This window comes from Demequina sp. TMPB413 (assembly GCF_020447105.2).
Taxonomy (GTDB): Bacteria; Actinomycetota; Actinomycetes; order Actinomycetales; family Demequinaceae; genus Demequina.
Window position 1 is genome coordinate 1,826,888 of sequence record NZ_CP096184.1, and the last position, 19,258, is coordinate 1,846,145.

Annotated in this window: 17 protein-coding genes and 1 tRNA gene; 8 read left to right on the forward strand and 10 right to left on the reverse strand. The window is 66.6% G+C overall.

The window, feature by feature from the left end; all coding sequences use genetic code 11:
* Positions 1–45 precede the first annotated feature (45 nt).
* A tRNA-Gln gene (locus LGT36_RS08835) sits at positions 46–117 on the reverse strand.
* A gap of 96 nt (positions 118–213) precedes the next feature.
* Between LGT36_RS08835 and LGT36_RS08840 the strand changes: the two genes are divergently transcribed.
* The 3 genes from LGT36_RS08840 (at position 214) to mscL (ending at position 1,989) form a co-directional block, all read left to right on the forward strand.
* Positions 214–843 (forward strand): TetR/AcrR family transcriptional regulator, encoded by a 630-nt coding sequence (locus LGT36_RS08840; RefSeq protein ID WP_226097459.1) that lies wholly within the window; start codon positions 214–216, stop codon positions 841–843.
* 116 nt (positions 844–959) lie between these two features.
* Positions 960–1,520, forward strand: a complete 561-nt coding sequence (locus tag LGT36_RS08845; protein ID WP_226097449.1) for a M23 family metallopeptidase — start codon at positions 960–962, stop codon at positions 1,518–1,520.
* 61 nt (positions 1,521–1,581) lie between these two features.
* A complete protein-coding gene (gene mscL, locus LGT36_RS08850; RefSeq protein WP_226097450.1) occupies positions 1,582–1,989 on the forward strand; it encodes a large conductance mechanosensitive channel protein MscL in 408 nt (135 codons plus the stop codon).
* A 75-nt stretch (positions 1,990–2,064) separates the two neighbouring features.
* Here mscL and LGT36_RS08855 read toward each other — a convergent pair whose 3' ends face one another.
* The 4 genes from LGT36_RS08855 to LGT36_RS08870 all read right to left on the reverse strand — a co-directional run bounded on the left by LGT36_RS08855 (position 2,065) and on the right by LGT36_RS08870 (position 5,636).
* Positions 2,065–3,027 (reverse strand): 4-(cytidine 5'-diphospho)-2-C-methyl-D-erythritol kinase, encoded by a 963-nt coding sequence (locus tag LGT36_RS08855; protein WP_226097451.1) that lies wholly within the window; start codon positions 3,025–3,027, stop codon positions 2,065–2,067.
* The gene (rsmA, locus tag LGT36_RS08860) at positions 3,024–3,881 is read right to left on the reverse strand and encodes a 16S rRNA (adenine(1518)-N(6)/adenine(1519)-N(6))-dimethyltransferase RsmA (protein ID WP_226097452.1); all 858 of its coding nucleotides are present in this window, start codon (positions 3,879–3,881) and stop codon (positions 3,024–3,026) included. The genes LGT36_RS08855 and rsmA overlap by 4 nt, the downstream gene beginning before the upstream one ends.
* A gap of 6 nt (positions 3,882–3,887) precedes the next feature.
* On the reverse strand, positions 3,888–4,682 hold the full coding sequence (locus LGT36_RS08865; protein ID WP_226097453.1) for a G5 domain-containing protein: 795 nt from the start codon (positions 4,680–4,682) through the stop codon (positions 3,888–3,890).
* 102 nt (positions 4,683–4,784) lie between these two features.
* Complete coding sequence (locus LGT36_RS08870; RefSeq protein WP_226097454.1) at positions 4,785–5,636, reverse strand: TatD family hydrolase; 852 nt, start codon at positions 5,634–5,636, stop codon at positions 4,785–4,787.
* A gap of 276 nt (positions 5,637–5,912) precedes the next feature.
* On the opposite strand from LGT36_RS08870, the gene LGT36_RS08875 reads away from it, so the two are divergent.
* Genes LGT36_RS08875 through LGT36_RS08890 form a run of 4 tightly spaced genes read left to right on the forward strand, consistent with a single transcriptional unit; the run spans position 5,913 to position 10,528 of the window.
* Complete coding sequence (locus LGT36_RS08875) at positions 5,913–7,301, forward strand: Gfo/Idh/MocA family protein (RefSeq protein WP_226264645.1); 1,389 nt, start codon at positions 5,913–5,915, stop codon at positions 7,299–7,301.
* 7 nt (positions 7,302–7,308) lie between these two features.
* The gene (gene uxaC / locus LGT36_RS08880; RefSeq protein ID WP_226097645.1) at positions 7,309–8,733 is read left to right on the forward strand and encodes a glucuronate isomerase; all 1,425 of its coding nucleotides are present in this window, start codon (positions 7,309–7,311) and stop codon (positions 8,731–8,733) included.
* Between the two features lie 5 nt (positions 8,734–8,738).
* Positions 8,739–9,422 carry a bifunctional 4-hydroxy-2-oxoglutarate aldolase/2-dehydro-3-deoxy-phosphogluconate aldolase gene (gene eda / locus LGT36_RS08885; protein ID WP_226097644.1) on the forward strand — a complete coding sequence of 228 codons (684 nt, stop codon included), beginning with the start codon at positions 8,739–8,741 and terminating at the stop codon, positions 9,420–9,422.
* On the forward strand, positions 9,419–10,528 hold the full coding sequence (locus LGT36_RS08890) for a sugar kinase (RefSeq protein ID WP_226097643.1): 1,110 nt from the start codon (positions 9,419–9,421) through the stop codon (positions 10,526–10,528). The genes eda and LGT36_RS08890 overlap by 4 nt, the downstream gene beginning before the upstream one ends.
* Positions 10,529–10,614: 86 nt before the next feature.
* On the opposite strand, the gene LGT36_RS08895 is transcribed toward LGT36_RS08890, so the two are convergent.
* The 4 genes from LGT36_RS08895 to metG form a co-directional block, all read right to left on the reverse strand.
* Positions 10,615–12,075 carry a tagaturonate reductase gene (locus LGT36_RS08895; RefSeq protein ID WP_226097642.1) on the reverse strand — a complete coding sequence of 487 codons (1,461 nt, stop codon included), beginning with the start codon at positions 12,073–12,075 and terminating at the stop codon, positions 10,615–10,617.
* On the reverse strand, positions 12,072–13,592 hold the full coding sequence (locus tag LGT36_RS08900; protein WP_226097641.1) for a UxaA family hydrolase: 1,521 nt from the start codon (positions 13,590–13,592) through the stop codon (positions 12,072–12,074). The genes LGT36_RS08895 and LGT36_RS08900 overlap by 4 nt, the downstream gene beginning before the upstream one ends.
* A 47-nt stretch (positions 13,593–13,639) precedes the next feature.
* Positions 13,640–14,683, reverse strand: a complete 1,044-nt coding sequence (locus LGT36_RS08905) for a LacI family DNA-binding transcriptional regulator (RefSeq protein WP_226097640.1) — start codon at positions 14,681–14,683, stop codon at positions 13,640–13,642.
* A gap of 95 nt (positions 14,684–14,778) precedes the next feature.
* A complete protein-coding gene (gene metG / locus LGT36_RS08910; protein ID WP_226097639.1) occupies positions 14,779–16,572 on the reverse strand; it encodes a methionine--tRNA ligase in 1,794 nt (597 codons plus the stop codon).
* Between the two features lie 181 nt (positions 16,573–16,753).
* Here metG and LGT36_RS08915 point away from each other — a divergent pair, with 181 nt between their 5' ends.
* Complete coding sequence (locus LGT36_RS08915) at positions 16,754–18,358, forward strand: hypothetical protein (RefSeq protein ID WP_226097638.1); 1,605 nt, start codon at positions 16,754–16,756, stop codon at positions 18,356–18,358.
* A 30-nt stretch (positions 18,359–18,388) separates the two neighbouring features.
* Here LGT36_RS08915 and rsmI read toward each other — a convergent pair whose 3' ends face one another.
* Positions 18,389–19,228, reverse strand: a complete 840-nt coding sequence (rsmI, locus tag LGT36_RS08920; protein ID WP_226097637.1) for a 16S rRNA (cytidine(1402)-2'-O)-methyltransferase — start codon at positions 19,226–19,228, stop codon at positions 18,389–18,391.
* Positions 19,229–19,258: the final 30 nt, after the last annotated feature.

Here is a 19,258-nt window from a genome sequence, read left to right on the forward strand (position 1 = left end):
ACTGGGACCCCCGTAGGGCTGACCGGGTCAGTCTAGCCGCGCGTGTTCCGCCCCCAGGATTCGAACCTAGACCGCAAGGCTCCAAAGGCCTGCATGCTGCCGTTACACCAGGGCGGAACGGGGATCAAAGTGACTCCCGGCGAACAAGTGTGCCAGGAATCGCGGCACACTAGGAACGTGACAGAGGAAATCAAGCGCGTTCCGCGCGCTCGCATGACCGCCCGCCAGCGTCGGGAACAGCTGGTCGGCGTCGCCAGGGCGCTGTTTGCGGAGAAGGGTTTCGACGGCACTTCTGTCGAAGAGATTGCGCTGAGGGCCGACGTTTCCAAACCGGTCGTGTACGAGCACTTCGGCGGAAAAGAGGGCCTCTACGCCGTCATTGTTGACCGCGAGGTGGAGGCCCTTCTCGGCGCCTTGACAGGGGCCCTGGCGAGCAGGGCGCACCCGCGCCAGCTGGTGGAACGCGCTGCCCTCGCGCTGCTGGGATATATCGAGGATTCACCAGACGGCTTCCGGATTTTGGTGCGCGACTCGCCCGTCGCACAGGCGTCTGGCACCTTCTCTTCGCTGCTGGGGGACGTGTCCTCCCAAGTGGAGGGGCTCCTTGGCGAGCAGTTCAGTCGGCGCGGGCTCGATCCCTTCGTTGCGCCGTTCTACGCGCAAATGCTGGTCGGGCAGGTGGCCCTTGCCGGTCAGCACTGGGCCGAGGTACGCGAGCCAGCCAAGAACGTCGTCGCGGCGCACTTGGTGAATCTCGCTTGGAACGGACTGAGTGCACTCGAACGCGACCCTGCCATGCCAGAGCCGAGGGTTCCGCGGGAGCATCCGAGCGCGTCCGAGTGAAGCACGTGACACGGGTCCCCGAAGCCGCGCCGGTAATCCTGAACTACCCCTTGGAGGGCCGGTTTCGAGCCCGCAACAGCCCGGCCCGGCGCATTCCGAGCCACGGGACTCACCTGATGGGGACGACGTACGCCATTGACCTCATCCCCGTCGACCACCGGGGAAGATCGGCGCCATGGTCGTGGCGCGCTGCGCTCGCCACTGAGCCGCCTGGGGAATTCGTTGGCTTTGGGGAGGCGGTGCTCGCCCCAGCCGCCGGAAGGGTCGTCATCGCGCACGACGGCGAGGCAGACCACGTCGCCCGCAGGTCGCAATTGTCGCTGCTTGCGTACATGGCGGGGCAGCCAGCCCGTCTCCGCACCGGGCCCGGTGCGATCGCTGGCAATCACGTCGTCATCGCGATGAACGAAGGTGGGCCCTTCGTACTCGTCGCCCACTTGCGCGAGGGCACTGTGCGAGTTGCCGTGGGCGACACAGTCAGGGCCAGTCAAGCGATCGGCGAGTGTGGCAACTCGGGAAACAGCACCCAGCCGCACGTTCACATCCAGGTCACCGACAGTGTCGATTGGGAACGCGCAAGGGGACTACCGATCGCGTTCGACGGGCCACTCGGCGTACACCTGCCGGCCGAGTCGGAAGTGGTGGAGGTTCCCAGGCATGGTTCCAGGCAGCGTTGAACGCCCGTTTGCCCTAGGTTGAGCAAGACGGCTCCAGCGGGCGCCCCATCGGGAGGACATCATGCTCCAAGGCTTCAAAGCATTCATCATGCGCGGCAACGTCATGGACCTTGCGGTCGCCGTCGTCATCGGCGCGGCTTTCGGTGCAGTCATCACTTCGCTCGTCAACGACGTGCTGAACCCGGTCATCGCAGGCGTCTTCCAAGTGCCAGACCTCGCGAGCTTTGCGACGTGGACCATCAACGATGGCGGCACTCCAGAGATCGATGACGACGCCATTGTCTCGTTCGGTGCGTTGCTCAATGCCGTCATCAACTTCCTGCTCGTCGCCGCCGCGATCTATTTCGCGGTAGTGCTGCCGCTCAACAAACTCGCCGCTCGCTCGCGCAAGGACGAGCCAGTCGCTGAGCCGGAGGGGCCCACACAAATCGCGTTGCTGACCGAAATCAGGGACGCGCTCAAGAAGTAGTGCGGACCACGCGGGGGCGTTTCTCGGGAAGGCCGACGCAGGGGCCCACTTCTACCGCGGCCGACGCCGGTGCGGCTATCGCTCGAGCAGGACGGCGCCGGTGGCCGGGCCTGTGGCGGTGACCACGGCGTCGGCGACCCCTGCTGTCGTGATCATGGCGCCGATGGCGAGCGCGTGCTGACGCGATCGTGCGAGGCCAGCGACGGTCGGCCCTGATCCGGACACGATCACCCCGAGCGCGCCCGCGTCTTCCATGGTGTCGATGACGCCAGCCAAGCCGGGTGCCAAGTCAAGCGCAGGAGCCTCGAGGTCGTTCCTGAGCGCCGCTCCCAATCTCGCGGCGTCGCCTGCGATGAGCGCCGCCATCACCTCGGTGTTGACGGCGGGTTCTCGCGCGGCGATCTCCCCGAGAGCCACCATCTTGTCGAAGCGCTCGAAGACGCGGGGCGTCGACAGACCGCCGCTTTGGAGGGCGAATACCCAATGGAATTCGCCGTGCGTCATGACAGGAGACAGCTGCTCTCCCCTGCCTAGCCCGATCGCGGTGTGCCCCATGAGACTGAAGGGAACGTCTGCTCCCAGTTCGACAGCGAGTCCGTGGAGCTCCGTACGCGTCACGCCGCAGTCCCACAACTCCGCGCAGGCAAGCAAGGCCGCTGCGGCGTCGGCGCTCCCTCCAGCCATGCCACCTGCGACCGGCACGCCCTTCAGGATGTGAAGGTCAACTCCGTCGACGATTCCGTACGTCTCGCGCACCGCTTCGGCGGCCCGCCACGCGAGGTTGGTCTCATCGAGCGGTACGGGCGTCTCCCACTCGGCAAGCGTGTCAGACCACTCCATGGTGAGGGCGATGGCGCCGTCGGGGCGGTTGCTCGCCGTCACCGTCTCGTAGAGGTCGACCGCCTGGAACACCGTCGCGAGCGGGTGGTACCCGTCGTCGGCAAGAGGCCCAACAGACAGGTGCAGGTTAACCTTGCCGGAGGCACGCGCCCTGACGCGCCGCCGTGCGACTCCCTCTGCCGCCGGATCCGCGGTCACGTCGCGACCCGCGCACTCTCCAGGGCCTCAGCGATGCGCGCAAAGGCCGCCACGTCCAGTTGCTCGCCTCTGGTGAGCGGTTCGATCCCTGCCTGTCGCAGCGCGGCCTCCGCCGCCGTCGGCGACCCAGCGATCGTCGCCAGCGCGCCGCGAAGGGCCTTGCGGCGCTGGCCAAAGGCGGCGTCGATCACTGCGAAGACCTCGCGGCGCGGCGCAGTCGTGAGCGGGACGTCACGACGCTCCATCAGCACGAGCGCGGAGTCCACACGCGGGACGGGCCAGAAGACGGCGCGGCCGACGTCTCCCGCGCGCCTCACTTTGCAGTACCACGCGGCTTTGGCACTCGGGATGCCGTAGGTGCGCGAGCCAGGAGGAGCCGCGAGTCGGTCGGCCACCTCAGACTGCACCATGACCAGGACGGTCTGCAGGGAGGGGAAGATCTCGAGGAAGCGCAGAATCACCGGCACCGACACGTTGTACGGCAGGTTTGCCACGAGCATCGTCGGCTGTTCGGGAAGTTCCGTGACCGTCATGGCGTCCGCCTGGATCACGCTCAAGCGATCGGCCTCGGCTGGGGCGTGTGCGATGACGGTGGCTGGCAGTGCCTCTGCGAGCCTGGGGTCGATTTCGATCGCGGTGACGCGAGCCCCCGTCTCGAGCAGCGCGAGCGTTAGCGACCCAAGTCCGGGTCCGACTTCCACGACGTGATCATCGTGGCTCACGCCCGCGATGCGCACGATGCGTCGCACCGTGCCAGCGTCGACCACAAAGTTCTGGCCCCACTTCTTCGTGGGTGTCGCGCCGAGCGACGCCGCGAGGGTGCGGATTTCAGATGGTCCGAGCAACGTGGCCACGGACCGCTAATACCAATTCTTGGAGGTGAAGTGACCCCAAGCGCCGCACGGGGTGCTGTAGCGGCCGGAGACGTAAGACAGACCCCACTTGATCTGGGTAGCAGGGTTGGTCTGCCAATCGGAGCCAAAGGTCGCCATCTTGGAACCTGGCAGCGCCTGGGGGATGCCGTAGGCGCCCGAATTTCTGTTCTCGGCGGTGTGCGACCAGCCAGACTCGCGCTTCCACAACTCGTCAAGACACTGCCATTGGTCGCCGGTCCAGCCGTAAAGGTCGGCCGCGAGTTGCTGACCGAGGGCGCGGTTCGTCCCGCGCTGCACATCGGTTGCGGGCGGAATGGTGAGGGCGCCGACGGCGACGATCTCGTCGGTAGGTGGAGTCACCACCACGGAGATGCTGGGGAAACGGTCGACCTCGACACCGTTGATGGTCGTGACGGTGTAGCTCACGAGCTCAACGCCAGGCGCACCTGCTTGCACCACTCTTTGGGTGCCCGCCATCGCACCAGGATCCGATTGTTGGATCACGTTGTTGGCGATCGCGTTCTCGGTGGTCACCGTCTCCACCTCAACCTCGACGTCGCCTGCGCTCACGGCGGCCACGGGGACCTCAACGGGCCCATCGTTGCGATCGCGCCAGGCATCGGCAACGTTCGTCGCGCCTGCAGAGGTGAAGGTCGCTGCCGCGACCGCTCCCATGACGACTGTCGTGCCGAGTTGACGGTACGTTCGCAGGCGCGCTCGATTGCGCAGGCGACGCTCACGGCGACCGCCCGGCGCTGGTGGAAGCGTCCGATACGTCATAGATTCCTTGGGTTCAACAGGCGCGTGTCAATCCCCCTTTGTCTCACATCGACACACGTGGGCGCAAACCCAAGGAAATTGCGCGATTCCGTGGTATACGCCTCACCAGGGACCGTAGAGCCGTTCCGACGTGCCGTTGATGGTGGCGCAGGCGAACTCGAGGTCGGAGCCCGTCACCTCCGCGATTGTCAGCATGGTGGTCGCCACTTGAGACGGCGAGTTCACGCGGCCGCGTTGGGGATGCGGAGTGAGGAAGGGGGCATCGGTCTCCACGAGCACGCGCTCAAGAGGAGTGACCGCGAGCGCCGCCCGCAACGCCGTCGCGTTCTTGAACGTCACGTTGCCGGCAAAGCTCACGTAGTAGCCGCGGTGGGCGCACAACTTCGCCATGCCTGCGTCGCCAGAGAAGCAGTGAAAGACCGTGAGCTCCGGTGCGCCGTCTCGCTCCAAGATCTCCAGCACGTCCGCGTGGGCGTCGCGATCGTGGATCTGCAAGACGAGGTCAAGCTCTTTCGCGAGCGCGATGTGGTCCCTGAAAGACGTCACTTGGGCGTCGCGCCGCTCTGGCTCGGTGCGGAAGTAGTCCAGACCCGTCTCGCCAATGACTCGCATGCGTGGCACGCGGGCTAACCGAGCGATCTCGGCCAACGCCTCCTGGTAGTCAAGGCCGCTGTCGTGCTCGCCCGCTGCGTGAAGGGGAGCTTCGTTGGGGTGGAGCGCCACCCCTCCGACCAGACGGTCATCCTCCTGGATGGCCTGGGCGGTCCAACGCGCGGACGCGATGTCGCAGCCAATCTGCACGGCACGGGTGACGCCGACGGCGGCGGCCTCGTCGAGGATCTGAGACGTGCTGCGCGGTTCCGCGCCTCTGTAGGGGAAGTCGAGGTGGCAGTGGTTGTCAACCATCGGCGACGGTAGTCCTGTTCCTGGGGTGGCCCATGCAACGTCGTTCACCCTCCCGACGGTAGCGCTTGCGGGAGGAGGGGACGACGCCTGGCCTTGCCGCCATCCCGTCTCGCGTCATGCGCAACGGGGAAACCGCCTTCTGATTGGATGTCTCGGCGCACCGCCTTACGGTCGCCGACGCAGTAAGCACGCACGCCCGACGCACATCGTGCCCACTTCGCGCCCCTTGCTGAGGCGGATTGCGACCTTCTGAGAAATCGGTTACTGTGCGGAGTTGGCGGGCTCGGCACCGCTCATCAGGCCGCCAGTGCGAATCGAAAGGGGATTCCCGTTAGCGCTCACCCCCACTCCGCGCGGCAGCGTCGCTACGCGGTAGCAGGCACCGGCGCCCGTGCTGCGGCGTACGTCGACGGTTTGCTCGGCGATCACGCACGGTACGGGGCCATCGTGGCGTGGTGCGAGCCCAACCCGGCCAGGGCGTCTTTCTACAACGCCAGGCTCGCCGCGTCGGGCATGCAGGAAGTCCCCACCTATCGGCCCGAGAACTATGAAGACATGATCGCCTCGGAGCGCGTCGACACCGTCATTGTCACCTCACCGGACGACACCCATGCCGACCTGACCGCTCGCGCTCTCGACGCTGGCGCTCGCGTCGTGCTGGAGAAGCCCGTCGCCACGACCGCAGCTGGTTGCCGCCAGATCGCTTCGGCCTTGGAGCGCACCGGCGGGCAACTGTCCGTGACGTTCAACTACCGCTACGCACCCCGCAACGTCGCACTCAAGCGCATCGTCGCATCGGGAGTGATCGGAACCGTCACGGCCATCCATTTCGAGTGGATGCTCGATACCATCCACGGCGCCGACTACTTCCGACGGTGGCATCGCGACAAGGACAGGTCAGGCGGGCTGCTCATCCAGAAGGCGAGCCACCACTTCGACCTCGTGAACTGGTGGCTCGAGGACGCGCCACAGACCGTGTTCGCGCGAGGCGCCTTGAGATTCTACGGAGACGCCGGCGCCGGCAAAGCGGCCTCTGAGACGGCGCGCCCTGAGCGCGGGACGCCAGGCGAGCCTGGCGGGCCCCTACCGGACTCCCCTCCTGATCCTTACCTGCTTGACCTGACCGCCGACGAGACGTCTCGCCTGCTGTACCTCGAGGGCGAGCGCCACGATGGCTACCGGCGCGACGCGGACGTGTTCGGTCCCGGGATCACCATCGAAGACACGATGTCGGCGATGGTCGGTTACCAAGGCGGAGCGACCCTCACGTACTCCTTGGTCGCGTACGCGCCGTGGGAGGGGTACCGCGTGTCCATCACCGGCACCAAGGGCAGGGCCGAACTTGAGGTGGTGGAACGCGCCGCGTCACCCGCCGGGCCAGACAGCGCGGTTGGCTCACCCTCCCAGTCACGCCCTGCCCATCGCGCCAACGCCCCTGGGACCAACGCGCGCCGGGCCGGCCATCGGCTCGTCGTGCAAGGCCTGTGGGAAGAAGCCCGCGAGGTCGCCGTCGACGACGGAGATGGCGACCACGGCGGCGGCGACGCCGCGATGCTGGACGACCTTTTCGACGGCACGCGGGACGATCCGCTCGCTCAACGCGCTGGATGGCGCGACGGACTTCTTGCTGTCGCCGTGGGACTCGCGGCGAACCGCTCTATGCAGTCCGGAATGCCTGTCCGGATTAATGAACTCACTATCGGCGAGATCTGAGGAAGCCATGATCACGAGGCCATTGACCCTTCACCCCGATAGGGCGCTGCCAGCAGAGCCGGCCGTGCGTGAGATCGCAAGGCAGCTCTATCAGAGCGTTGCAGAGCTCCCCATCGTGTCGATGCACGGGCACATCCCCGCCGCACTTCTCGACGCCGACGAGGCGTTCGGCAACCCGGCGGAAGTACTCGTGGTACCCGACCACTACCTCGTGCGCATGCTGTTGTCTCAAGGCGTGTCTCACGATGCGATGGGAGTCCCTCGGCGTGATGGCGGCCCCGTCGAAAGCGACCCTCGTGAGATCTGGCGGCGCTTTGCGGAGAACTGGCACCTCTTCAGGGGCACCCCCACTCGCTACTGGCTTGAGCACGTTCTCGTCACCTTCTTCGGCGTCACGGAGCAACTGTCGGCAGCAACATCGGACAAGGCGTACGACACGATCTCCGAGGTGCTGGCGCGGCCGGATTCGCGCCCGCTGTCACTCCTCGATCGCTTCGGAATCGAGATTCTGGCAACGACGGACTCCGCGGCGTCGACACTGCCCCACCACACCTCGCTGGCACAGCGCGGTTGGGGCGAACGCATCGTGCCGACCTTCAGACCAGACGCGTTGGTACACCCCACCGCACACGGCTGGAGCGACAAGGTGGCGGCACTGGGCGAGGTCACTGGAATCGACACCGGCACGTACGACCGCTACCTCGACGCGCTCGCATCCCAGCGCGAACGCTTCGTTGCAGCTGGCGCACGCGCGAGCGATCACGGTCACGTGAGCGCCGCGGCGGAGGCGCTCGATCCCGCCACCGCGAGGCGCATCTACGATGCATCGCTGCGCGGCGCGGTGACCGAGCAAGAAGCGGCCGCCTTCTCTGGTCACATGCTCGTCGAGATGGCGCGCATGTCGACTCAAGACGGGCTCGTCATGCAGCTCCATCCTGGAGTGTTGCGCGATCACCACGGCGAGGCGTACACGGAGCGGGGGCCCGACATCGGCTACGACATTCCCGCCCCCACCGACTTCACTCACGCGCTCCGGCCGCTGCTCAACGAGTTCGGCAGGGACAACCGCTTGAGGCTGATCCTGTTCACGGTCGACGAGGACACGTACTCGCGCGAACTGGCGCCGCTCGCAGGCGTCTATCCCTCGGTGAAACTCGGTGCCCCGTGGTGGTTCCTCGACACTCCTGGCGGGATGATGCGGTTCCGCGAAGCCGTCACCGATACGGCTGGCTTCTTCAACACCACCGGCTTTGTGGACGACACCAGGGCCTTCTTCACCGTGCCGGCGAGGCATGACCTCGCCAGGCGGATCGACGCAGGCTTCTTGGCTCGCCTCGTCGCCGAGCACCGGCTGGATCTCGATGAGGCTTTCGAGACGGCAAACGAGCTGGCTGTCGGCCTTGCCAAGCGAGCCTACGAGCGGACCGTGTAGGGAGCATGACTGTGTCACCCGATCACCCCAAGACGTCCGCATCGATCACCTCCGTCACCCACACCCTGGAACAACATCGTGTGGTGCCGGTGGTGGTGATCGATGACGCCGCTTGCGCGCACGATCTCGCGGGCTCGCTCGTTTCCGGAGGGCTGCCGATCGCCGAGGTGACCCTGCGCACCGCCGCCGCGCTCGACGCCATCCGCATCATCGCCGCCAGGGGCGACGTCATGGTCGGTGCTGGCACAGTTCTCACGGCCGACCACGTCGATCGCGCCGCCGACGCTGGGGCGCAGTTTGTCGTCTCACCCGGCCTGTCGCGAGCGGTGGTCGAGCGAGCCCTGCACCACGGCATCGGCGTGATTCCTGGTGCCGTGACTGCCACTGAAGTCCAAACCGCCCAGGCGATGGGTCTGGACGTCGTGAAGTTCTTCCCCGCCAACACATCTGGTGGCCCTGCGGCGATCGCGGCTCTCGCTGCGCCTTTCGCCGCGATGCGCTTTGTCCCCACCGGCGGAGTCACCGCCACCAACGTCGGCGACTACCTCTCGCTCGGCTCGGTCGTTGCCGTCGGCGGGTCCTGGATGGTGCCGAGGGACGCCATTGAATCGCGGCAGTGGGACCAGATCGCGGACCTCACCACCCAGGCCGTCGCAGCGGCAAACGCCGTGACGAAGGGAGCATCGTGAGCCAGACCGTCGTGAACCTCAAGCCGGCCGAGGACTGCGCTTACGATGCCGTGGCGCTCGGCGAGGTGATGCTCCGACTAGACCCCGGCGCGGGCAGAATTCGCACCGCCCGCACTTTCACGGCGTGGGAGGGCGGCGGCGAGTACAACGTGGTGAGGGGACTGCGGCGCGTCTTTGATCTGCGCACCGCGATCGTCACCGCGCTCGCCGACAACGAAGTCGGGCGCCTCGTCGAGGACCTCATGCTTACCGGCGGCGTCGATACTTCGCGGGTGACCTGGGTGCCCTACGACGGCATCGGCAGGCAAGTGCGCAACGGCCTCAACTTCACGGAGCGGGGCTTCGGCGTGCGTGGAGCCGTCGGGGTATCGGACCGGGGCCTGAGCGCTGCCTCTCAACTGCGCGCTGACGACGTCGACTTCGACGACCTCTTTGGCAACCAAGGCGTGCGGTGGTTTCACACTGGCGGCATCTTCGCTGCCCTGTCCGATGTCTCGGCGGAGACGTGTCTCGCCGCGGTGCAGGCGGCGCGCAGACACGGCACCGTCGTGTCTTACGACCTCAATTACCGGCCAAGTCTGTGGAAGAGCATCGGCGGCCAGGCTCGCGCTCAAGAGGTTAACCGCGCGATCGCACCCTACGTGGACGTCATGATCGGAAACGAGGAAGACTTCACCGCGGCGCTCGGCTTCCCGGTGCCGGGGGTTGGCGCTGACCTCGCGGAGCTTGATGTGGCGGGTTTCGCCGCGATGATCGACAACGTGGCCAATGAGTACCAGGGGCTGTCCGTCATCGCCACCACGTTGCGGACGGTGCACACGGCGAGCGACAACGATTGGGGCGCCGTCGCCTGGTCGCCTGCCACGGGGATGGTGCGAGCGACCACGCGCGACCACCTGGAGATCTTTGACCGCGTGGGAGGTGGAGACTCCTTTGCCTCGGGCCTCATTCATGGCCTGTTGAGCGGCGCCGACCTGGCGACCGCCGTCGAGTATGGCGCCGCACACGGTGCACTCGCGATGACGACGCCGGGAGACACGTCGATGGCCACGGCCGCCGAAGTGACCAAGCTTGCTCGAGGCGGCGGCGCGAGGGTGGACCGGTAGGGCCACCGGCGGTCACCGAGGGTGCGTGAGTGCCCCGCAGGCGAGCCCGAGCGGCTGCTGAGGGTGCGTGAGTGCCCCGCAGGGGGCTACGCGAGCTCGGAGACGAGGCGTGAGAGCCCCGCAGAGGTGATGAGGTCGACTTGGGTCGCCACCTCGTCGGCGAGCCGGGCGACAACGGCCGCGTCCACGTCGACAGACCACCCGAGTGCGCCTATTGCTGCGCGCACCCAGCGGAGCGCATCGGCGGGGTCATACGCCGACGCAATGGACTCGACAAGAGCCTGGTCGTCCGCGACGGGTGGCCCGTCCGCGGCCACGATCCCGGCGTATCGCAGCAGCGTGCACGCGAGTCCCAGGACTTCGCGTGGTGCCTCGCGACCAGCCGCCCAGCAGTCGACAATGACGGGCAGCGCGCGCACTCGCCACTTCGCGAGCGAATTGAGCGCGATGTCGCCCAACAGGTGCTCGAGGGAGGGATTCGCGAAGCGCTCGAGCGCGTCGGCGGCGAAGGCTCTTGCGTGATCGGGATCGCTCGGCAGTGTAGGCAGCACCTCCCGTTCAAGGAGCGAGCGCAACAACGCGAGCAACTCGGGTCTGGAGATCGCCTCGCGGACCGTGGAGGCCCCCAAGGCGAGGCCGACGGCGGCGAGCAGGGTGTGCGAACCGTTGAGCACGCGCACCTTGGTCTCGCGGTACGGCGCCACGTCGTCCACGTACAGCACTGGCAGTCCCGCACGGTCGAACGGCAGCCGCTCGCGAAGCCGCTCAGTACCGACGATGGCCCACTGCGCGTAGTCCTCGCCCGCCACCGCCACCTCGTCTCGCACGCCCCAGCGCGCCATCAGCGTCTCGGCGTTGGCATGCGGATACCCGGGGACGATGCGGTCAACGAGCGTGTCGTGAAAAGCGCAAGCGCCATCGAGCCAATCGAGGAAGCCCTGGGGCAGCGAATGCTCCGCGGCGTGGCGATGAACCAAAGACCTCAACAGCTGGCCGTTGTCCGCCACGAGTTCGCACGGCACGATGTCGAGCCCAGCAGAGGGAGCACCCTGGAACTCGCGCCAGCGGTCGAACAGCAACGCCGTGAGCTTGCCCGCGAAGGAGTCCGGCGGCTTCGCATCAAGATTGTCCTGCTGCCACACGAGGCCAGCCTCCGTCGTGTTCGACACGATGATCTGGAGGTCTGGGTCGAGGTAGGCGTCCCGATATTCATCAGGGTCGTCATACGCGGAAATGACGCGCTGCACAGATGTCACCAGGGTCGTTCGCTGCATGCGCTGTCCGTGGTGAATCCCCTCAAGTACCACGTGGAACATGCCGCGCTGGTCCCGCAAGCGTTGGAAGGCCTCGTCGGGTCGCGCAGTGGCCTTGACCACGACGATTCCCGCGTCGCTTGCGCCAGCGTCGTTGGACTCCTGCACCATTTGGTCGACGAACCCTCGCAGGAAATTGCCCGCGCCGAACTGCAAGATCCTGCGGGGCCTCGTGTCGGGGCGCGAGACGCCCTCGCCCAAGCGCGGCAGCCGCGCGACCTCGACGTCGCTCACGTCACGGCGCCCAACTGCCACGGGACAAACTCGTCGGCGCCGAGGTCAAGGTCTTCCGACACGGTCGGACGCCCTGACGCCACGGCCAAGATCTCGGCAAGGATCTGGTCACCCACCTCTTCTACGGTCGCCTTGCCGTCGACTATCGTGCCAGCGTTGATGTCCATGTCTTCGCTCATCCGCTCGTACATCGCGGTGTTGGTGGCGACCTTGATGGTGGGGCTCGGCTTGGAGCCCAACACCGAACCGCGCCCCGTCGTGAAGACCACGACGGTTGCGCCGCCAGCAACGATGCCCGTGACGGAAACGGGATCGTAGCCAGGGGTGTCCATGAACACGAGACCGGATTCCGCGACGCGCTCCGCGTACTCGTGGACGGCGACGAGAGGTGCGGTGCCGCTCTTGGCGACCGCGCCGAGCGACTTCTCCAGAATGGTCGTCAGGCCGCCAGCCTTGTTGCCTGGTGACGGATTGTTGTCGAGCGTTCCGCCGCCTCGCGTCATGTACTCGCGCCACCACTCGATCCGCTCGATCAGGCGCGCGCTCACCGTCGGATCAGTCGCGCGCGCGGTCAGCAGATGCTCAGCCCCGAACACCTCTGGCGTTTCCGCAAGAATGCTGGTGCCGCCGAGCGCTACCAGTTGATCTGAGGCATAGCCGAGAGCGGGGTTCGCCGAGATCCCTGAGTAACCGTCAGAGCCCCCGCAATTGAGCCCCAGCACCAGAGCCGACGCAGGGGCCGTCTCCCGGCGGGCCTGGTCGACGACGGGAAGCATCTTCTCGATCGCACTCACGCCCGCGCGCACCGTCGAGCGAATCCCGCCGCTCTCTTGAATGATCATGGTCTCGACCGGCTTGGTGAGGTCGAGCCCGTTGAGCAGTGTCTGCGCCTGCAGCATCTCGCAGCCAAGGCCAAGAACCAGTACGCCGCCGACGTTCGGGTGGTCGGCGTAGCCGCGGAGCGTGCGCATGGTCAGTTGGGCGCCCTCGCTGCTGGGCACCAGGCCGCAGCCTGTGTCGTGGGTCAACGCGATCACGCCGTCGACGTGATCAAAGGCCTCCAGCCCGCGCCCAAACCGGAACTGGTCTGCGATCAGGCGGGCCGTCGATGCCGAGCAATTGACGGTGGTCAGTACCGCGATGTAGTTGCGCGTGCCCCAGCGTCCATCGGCACGCCGGTAGCCCTCAAAGGTCGGCATCGAGACCGCCTGAACGTCGGCGCGCACCGCCGCAGTGCCCACCTCTCGCCTCGCCTCGTCCGCCATCGCGAGATTGTGAACGTGGACGTGGTCGCCTACCTGGATGTCGCGGCTTGCGCGCCCGATCAACTGCCCGTACTTGAGAACGGCGCCGTCGGTCGCAATGGGCCGGATCGCAATCTTGTGCCCACTCGGCACCGTGCTCGACGCCGTCAGGTGGATGTCGCCAACTGTGACGGAGTCGCCACGGGCCAAGCCATCAACGGCAACGCCGACGTTGTCGTCGGCTCGCAACACGAGAATGCGGTTGTCGGACACGGGAACACCACTCTTTCGCTCCCGACAACTCTACCAGTAACCGGTTTCTACGCGGAACTGGACGCAGGAGGAGCGGTGCTGTCCCTGATCACCAACTCGGGCGCGAACCACAGCGCGCCGGTGGTGGGGGTCCCGCCGCTAATCACCGCGCTCAACTCTCGCCAGGCGCGCGCGCCCAACTCCCTGTGCGGCGCGGCGAGCGTCGTCAGCGCGGGAGTCGCATACCTCGCAAACTGAATGTCGTCGAAACCCACCACCGACAGGTCCCGCGGCACGTTCACTCCTCGCTCGCGGGCGCGTGCCATGAGCCCGAAGGCCACCAAGTCGTTATGGCATACGACGGCCGTCACCCCTGCAGCCACGACGGCGTCGGCAGCGTCGTAACCGTCGTCGATCTGCGCCCCACCGGGCAGCACCTGCACTCTCACGTCTGGAAGCTCCAGCTGTGCCTGGCTAATCCCGTCGCGGCGAAGCTGATCAGCCGCGCTCAGCGGGTTGCCAGCGACGTACGCGATGTCTCGGTGGCCTAGATCGAAAAGGTGGCGAATTGCGGCGCGAACGCCAGCCGCGTGGTCGACAACCAGGCTCGGCAGTCCGCTACCGGGCAAGTGACGGTTGATGACGACGGCCGGCGTGAGTCCGCCCAGCATGGACCGGAGTTGCGTTTCAGGAAGTCGCGGCGAGACCAAGATGGCGGCGTCGCAGCGACTGCGAGCATCGAGGGTGATGGTCGCGCCTTCCGCCGCATCCTCCGCCAAGTCCGCAATGAGCACGCGGTACTCGTCTTGAGCCGCCGCTGTGGTGACCCCGCGCAACACCTCTTGGAACATCGGGTTGGTCACGTCAGGCACCACGAGCGCGACGGTGCGCGTCTTGCCGAGCGAGAGGTTGCGACCAAGGACGCTCGGTGAGTAGTGAAGCCGCTCCGCGACCTCCCGAACTTTGGCGGCCAGTTCACCCGCGACGGTGGGGTTGCCGTTCATCACCCGCGACACGGTGGCGACCGAAACGCCTGCCTCGGCAGCGACGTCGGAAATGGTCGCGACGCCGGAGGGCCGCTTTGCCTTCGTGCGTGTTCGCCGCTCGCCCATGCATCCTCCTCAGTGATGCACGAAAGCGTATCGGAAACCGCATTCCCTCCGGCGAGGGCCCGCTGGGGGCGGGCGTCAGCGTCTCGCTACCCCTGTCAGGCTTCCGAACGCATGCGCTCGAGCTCGGCCTCCACCACGTCGTCATCGAGCTTGGTGAAGATGGGGCTTGGCGCCGGCACCGGCGTGCCAGGCACGAGCGCATTGCGATGCCACGTGCCGTGCTGCACCGAGTAATCTCCCTCGATCACGGGATAGCTGCGATCGGCCACGTCAAGGTCTTGAACCTCGGCGATGCGCGGCATCGGCGAGAAGACGCCATCGCCGCCGAGCGCCTCGTGGACCTTCTGTGCGCCGTGCGGCATGAACGGCGCGAGCATCGTGTTGGCGTCGCTCACCAGTTGTGCGGCCACGCCAAGCACGGTCTTCATCCGCTCGGGGTCGGTGGTCTTGAGCTTCCACGGCGCGGTGTCCGCGAGGTACTTGTTCGCGTCGCCGACGATGCGCATCGCCTCGCTCACCGCCTGGCGTTGGCGGTGAATACCGATGAGCCTGCCCACCTCGTCGAATCCAGCCTCCGACGCGGCAAGGGCAGCGTTGTCAATGTCCTGAAGGTCGATCAGTTCGGGGATCGAGCCGATGTTCTTGTGCAGCAGCGTGGCGGTGCGGTTGACGAGGTTGCCCCAGCCAGCCACCAGTTCGTCGTTCGTGCGGCGCTTGAATTCGGCCCAGGTGAAGTCGGCGTCCGACGTCTCGGGCCCTGCAACAGCAATGAAGTACCTGAGTGCGTCCGGCTGGTAACGAGACAGCATGTCGCGCACGTAGATCACGTGCCCGCGAGAAGAAGAGAACTTGTTCGACTCCATCGTGAGGTACTCGCTTGAGACCACCTCGGTGGGAAGTCGCAACTCGCCGAACTCCGAGACCCTGCCGCCCTTGGCGCCCCGACCGTTGGCCGCGAGCAGCTCGGCTGGCCAAATCTGGGAGTGGAAGGTGATGTTGTCCTTGCCCATGAAGTAGTACGACAACGCCTCTGGGTCGTTCCACCACTTGCGCCACGCGTCAGGGTCACCGGACCGGCGAGCCCACTCGATTGAGGCGCTGAGATAACCGATCACGGCGTCGAACCACACGTAGAGGCGCTTGTTCGGGTTGTTGTCCCAACCCATCAGCGGAACGGGGATGCCCCAATCGATGTCACGTGTCATCGCACGAGGTCGCACATCCTTGAGCAGGTTCAGCGAGAAGTTCAACACGTTGGGGCGCCATCCCTGGCGTCCGCCCAGCCACTCCCCTAGCCTCTCGGCGAGCGCCGGCAGGTCGAGAAAGAAGTGCTCGGTCTCCACAAACTCAGGCGTCTCGCCGTTGATCTTGGAGACGGGATCGATCAGATCAATCGCGTCCAGCTGGTTGCCGCACTTGTCACACTGATCGCCGCGGGCGCCGTCGTAGCCACAGATGGGACAGGTGCCCTCGATGTAGCGGTCGGGCAAGGTGCGGCCCGTCGAAGGGGAAATCGCTCCCCGCGTGGTCTTGGCCACCATGTAGCCGTTGCTGTGGCAGGCGGTGAAGAGATCTTGAGCCACGCGGTAGTGGTTGCCGGTGGTGGTCCGCGTGAACAGGTCGTAGCTCAGGCCCAGTTGCACCAAGTCTTCGACAATCACCCTGTTGTAGCGGTCGGCCAGCTCCTGAGGCGACACGCCCTCGCGTTCGGACTGCACCAGGATCGGCGTGCCGTGCTCGTCCGTTCCTGAGACCATCAGCACGTCGTGGCCTGCCATCCGCATGTACCGGCTAAACACATCGGAAGGGACTCCAAAACCGGCCACGTGGCCGATGTGGCGGGGCCCGTTTGCGTACGGCCAGGCAACAGCAGAGAGAATGCGAGACATGCCGCTCATCCTAGTGACAGCATCGGCCGGGTTCCGCAGGCGGCCATCACGCGGGAACGTCTTCGCGGGAGAGGTTCTCACGCTGAACCGCCGTCGCTAGGGTGGAGTCAGACCGCCGGCGCAGCGCCATCGCCGCTAGGGCAGGTCACCACGCGCACCATCCTCAGGAGGCATTCCGCTCATGACCACTGAACCAGCGCCCACCACGCCTGCGCCCCCGCACGCTCACGGCACCCCCAACCCCTTCGCTGGCATCCCGGTGAGCGACTACGTGCGGGATGCGGTCGCGCTCGTCCTGCTGCTCGTGTCGCTGTCGATGCCATGGAACCTCGACGACTTCGCGACCAGGGGTGCCACGGACAACATCGCTGTGGTGCTCGTGACGGTGCTGAGCATCTTGTCGCTCGCGCTGACGTACCTGGCCAGAGCCCAAGTCTTCGGACCGGCAATGACTGTCGGCACCGCCGCCCTCATCAGGGGCGCGGCCAACGCTCCCTACGCGCTCGTTGTCGCCATCTACCTGATCATTGACGCGTCGAAGGGCGCCGACGAGTGGTACTACTCCGGCGGGATCGGCGTCGCCGCGGCGTTTGGCCTTGCGGGAGCGGTTCTCGCCGGCATGCCGCGCGTCGCAGAGAGCGACTCCCTCGCACCGTGGCAAGTGACAGTGATGCAACAGGGCGCAGTAGGCCTTGCCGCGCTGTGGACCGTGCTGTCGTTCCTCAACCTCATCCTGGTGGTGCTGGACTACAAGGACATGGAAGCAGCCACGATCGGCATCGTTGTCCTGTCAGTGCTCATCATCCTTGTCGCCCTCGGTGCGGCAACCTTCGGCCTCTTTGTGCGCAGCGCGGCCGCCCGCGCCGCGGTGTTCGCTGGCACGCTGGCCGTCTTTGGCACCGCTGTCATCGACTGGATGACCGATTGGGACTTGTCAGGCGCCGGTATGGAATCGCTCCATGCCCCCGTGTTCAGCATCCTCCCGCTCATCACGCTTGGCGCCGTCGTCTCATCCCCGCTGGTCAAGGGACACACGAAGGCTGCGGATTCGGCCACGAGGGACTCCGGCGCCGCAACCTGGCTGCTGTTCGCCATCGCTGGCATCTCTGGTGCCGCCATCATCATGACGATTCTGCGTATGGTGGGCGATTTCGATGTCTCGACAGGCGTGGCGATTGGCTACATCGTGACGCTCATCCTGACCACCACGGCGGCGCTCATTGCGGCGGCCTTCGTGCGCCAGAACTTCACTGGCTCGCGGATGGTGGCGATCGCCGTGATGGGCGGAACCATTCTGGTGGGCGTCATCTCGCTTGTGCTCGTCAACAAGCTGGGCGACGTCGGGTTCCTTGACATCCTGCTGCACGTAGCGCTGCCGCTCGCGGTGATCGCACTGCTCGCTCTATCCATGCGCGGCGCGAACGCTCCCGTGGCCCCCGCGCCTGTCTCCCAGGCCGCGGCGGACGACGCAGGGCAGGCTGCCGCTGTCGAGGCCCCTGTGCCCGCCCCTGTCGTCGAGCCGCAGGTCTTGGCGCCGACGACGGAGATCCCCGAGCCACCCGCTCCCGCGTCAGAGGCCGCTGCGGCACCGGAGGCGCACCCACGTGCAGCCGAGGCCGCCGACCCCGACACCTCCGCTCAGGCGCTGCACGAGATCGCTACCACCATCCCGGAGTTGAGGCCCACCGTGGCGGCCAACCCTTCGGCGTACCCCGAACTGCTCGAGTGGATGGGCAAATTGGGCGAGCCTGCGGTGGACGAGGCGATCTCCAAGCGCGACGCTTAAGGCCGGCCACGCGACCGCTGGCGTCCGACGTCAGCGGTCGCTGCGAGCCGCCACCACGGCGGCATAGAGGTCGCGTTGCGGAACACCGAAGGTGGCGGCGAGATCTGCCACCACGGCTTTGGCGCGCTCTCCCTCGCCCACGCGCGTCAAGGCTTCTGCGACGAGGCGCTCAAGCGTCGGCGCCTCTGCGGGACGCCCGGCCACCACGATCACGATCTCCCCACGCGGCTCCTCCGCCTCGGCCCACTCCGCCAAGTCGGCAAGAGGCCCTCGGCGCGTCTCTTCGTAGCGCTTGGTGATCTCGCGCGACACGGAGGCCTGCCGGTCGGCGCCAAAAGCCGCGGCCATGGCCGTCAAGGTGGCCGCCACGCGGTGCGGCGACTCAAAGAAGATCAGCGTGCGTTGCTCGCCAGCCAATGCGGCGAGTGCAGAAGCCTTCTCGCCCTCCTTACGAGGGGGAAAGCCCTCGAAGGCGAAACGATCCGTCGGCAGGCCCGACAGCGCGAGCGCGGCGAGCGCCGCTGACGGGCCAGGGAGCACCTCGACGGGAGCATCGGCCGCGATGGCCACCTGCAAGAGCCGGTAGCCGGGGTCGGAAACCATGGGCATGCCGGCGTCTGACACCACCACCACGGTCTCCCCCGCGAGCACCCTGTCCACCAGTCGCTGGGCGACGCGCTCCTCATTGTGCTCGTGAAGCGCAACCAGCTCGCCGGCGAGGCGAATCTGCGCCCGCATGGCCAATTCCTTGGTGACCCGGGTGTCCTCCGCAGCCACGACGTCGGCCGTTGACAGGGCCTCCCACAGCCTGGCGCTGCCGTCGCCGACGTTGCCGATGGGGGTGGCGGCAAGGATGAGTCGGCCTGGCATGGCTCCAGACTTGCATACAGCGGCGCCGAC

Coding starts and splice junctions, on each gene's coding strand:
- LGT36_RS08840 (WP_226097459.1), top strand. CDS start 214: ATGACCGCCCGCCAGCGTCGGGAACAGCTGGTCGGCGTCGCCAGGGCG.
- LGT36_RS08845 (WP_226097449.1), top strand. CDS start 960: ATGGGGACGACGTACGCCATTGACCTCATCCCCGTCGACCACCGGGGA.
- mscL (WP_226097450.1), top strand. CDS start 1,582: ATGCTCCAAGGCTTCAAAGCATTCATCATGCGCGGCAACGTCATGGAC.
- LGT36_RS08865 (WP_226097453.1), bottom strand. CDS start 4,682: ATGACGTATCGGACGCTTCCACCAGCGCCGGGCGGTCGCCGTGAGCGT.
- uxaC (WP_226097645.1), top strand. CDS start 7,309: ATGATCACGAGGCCATTGACCCTTCACCCCGATAGGGCGCTGCCAGCA.
- eda (WP_226097644.1), top strand. CDS start 8,739: ATGACTGTGTCACCCGATCACCCCAAGACGTCCGCATCGATCACCTCC.
- LGT36_RS08905 (WP_226097640.1), bottom strand. CDS start 14,683: ATGGGCGAGCGGCGAACACGCACGAAGGCAAAGCGGCCCTCCGGCGTC.
- metG (WP_226097639.1), bottom strand. CDS start 16,572: ATGTCTCGCATTCTCTCTGCTGTTGCCTGGCCGTACGCAAACGGGCCC.
- LGT36_RS08915 (WP_226097638.1), top strand. CDS start 16,754: ATGACCACTGAACCAGCGCCCACCACGCCTGCGCCCCCGCACGCTCAC.
- rsmI (WP_226097637.1), bottom strand. CDS start 19,228: ATGCCAGGCCGACTCATCCTTGCCGCCACCCCCATCGGCAACGTCGGC.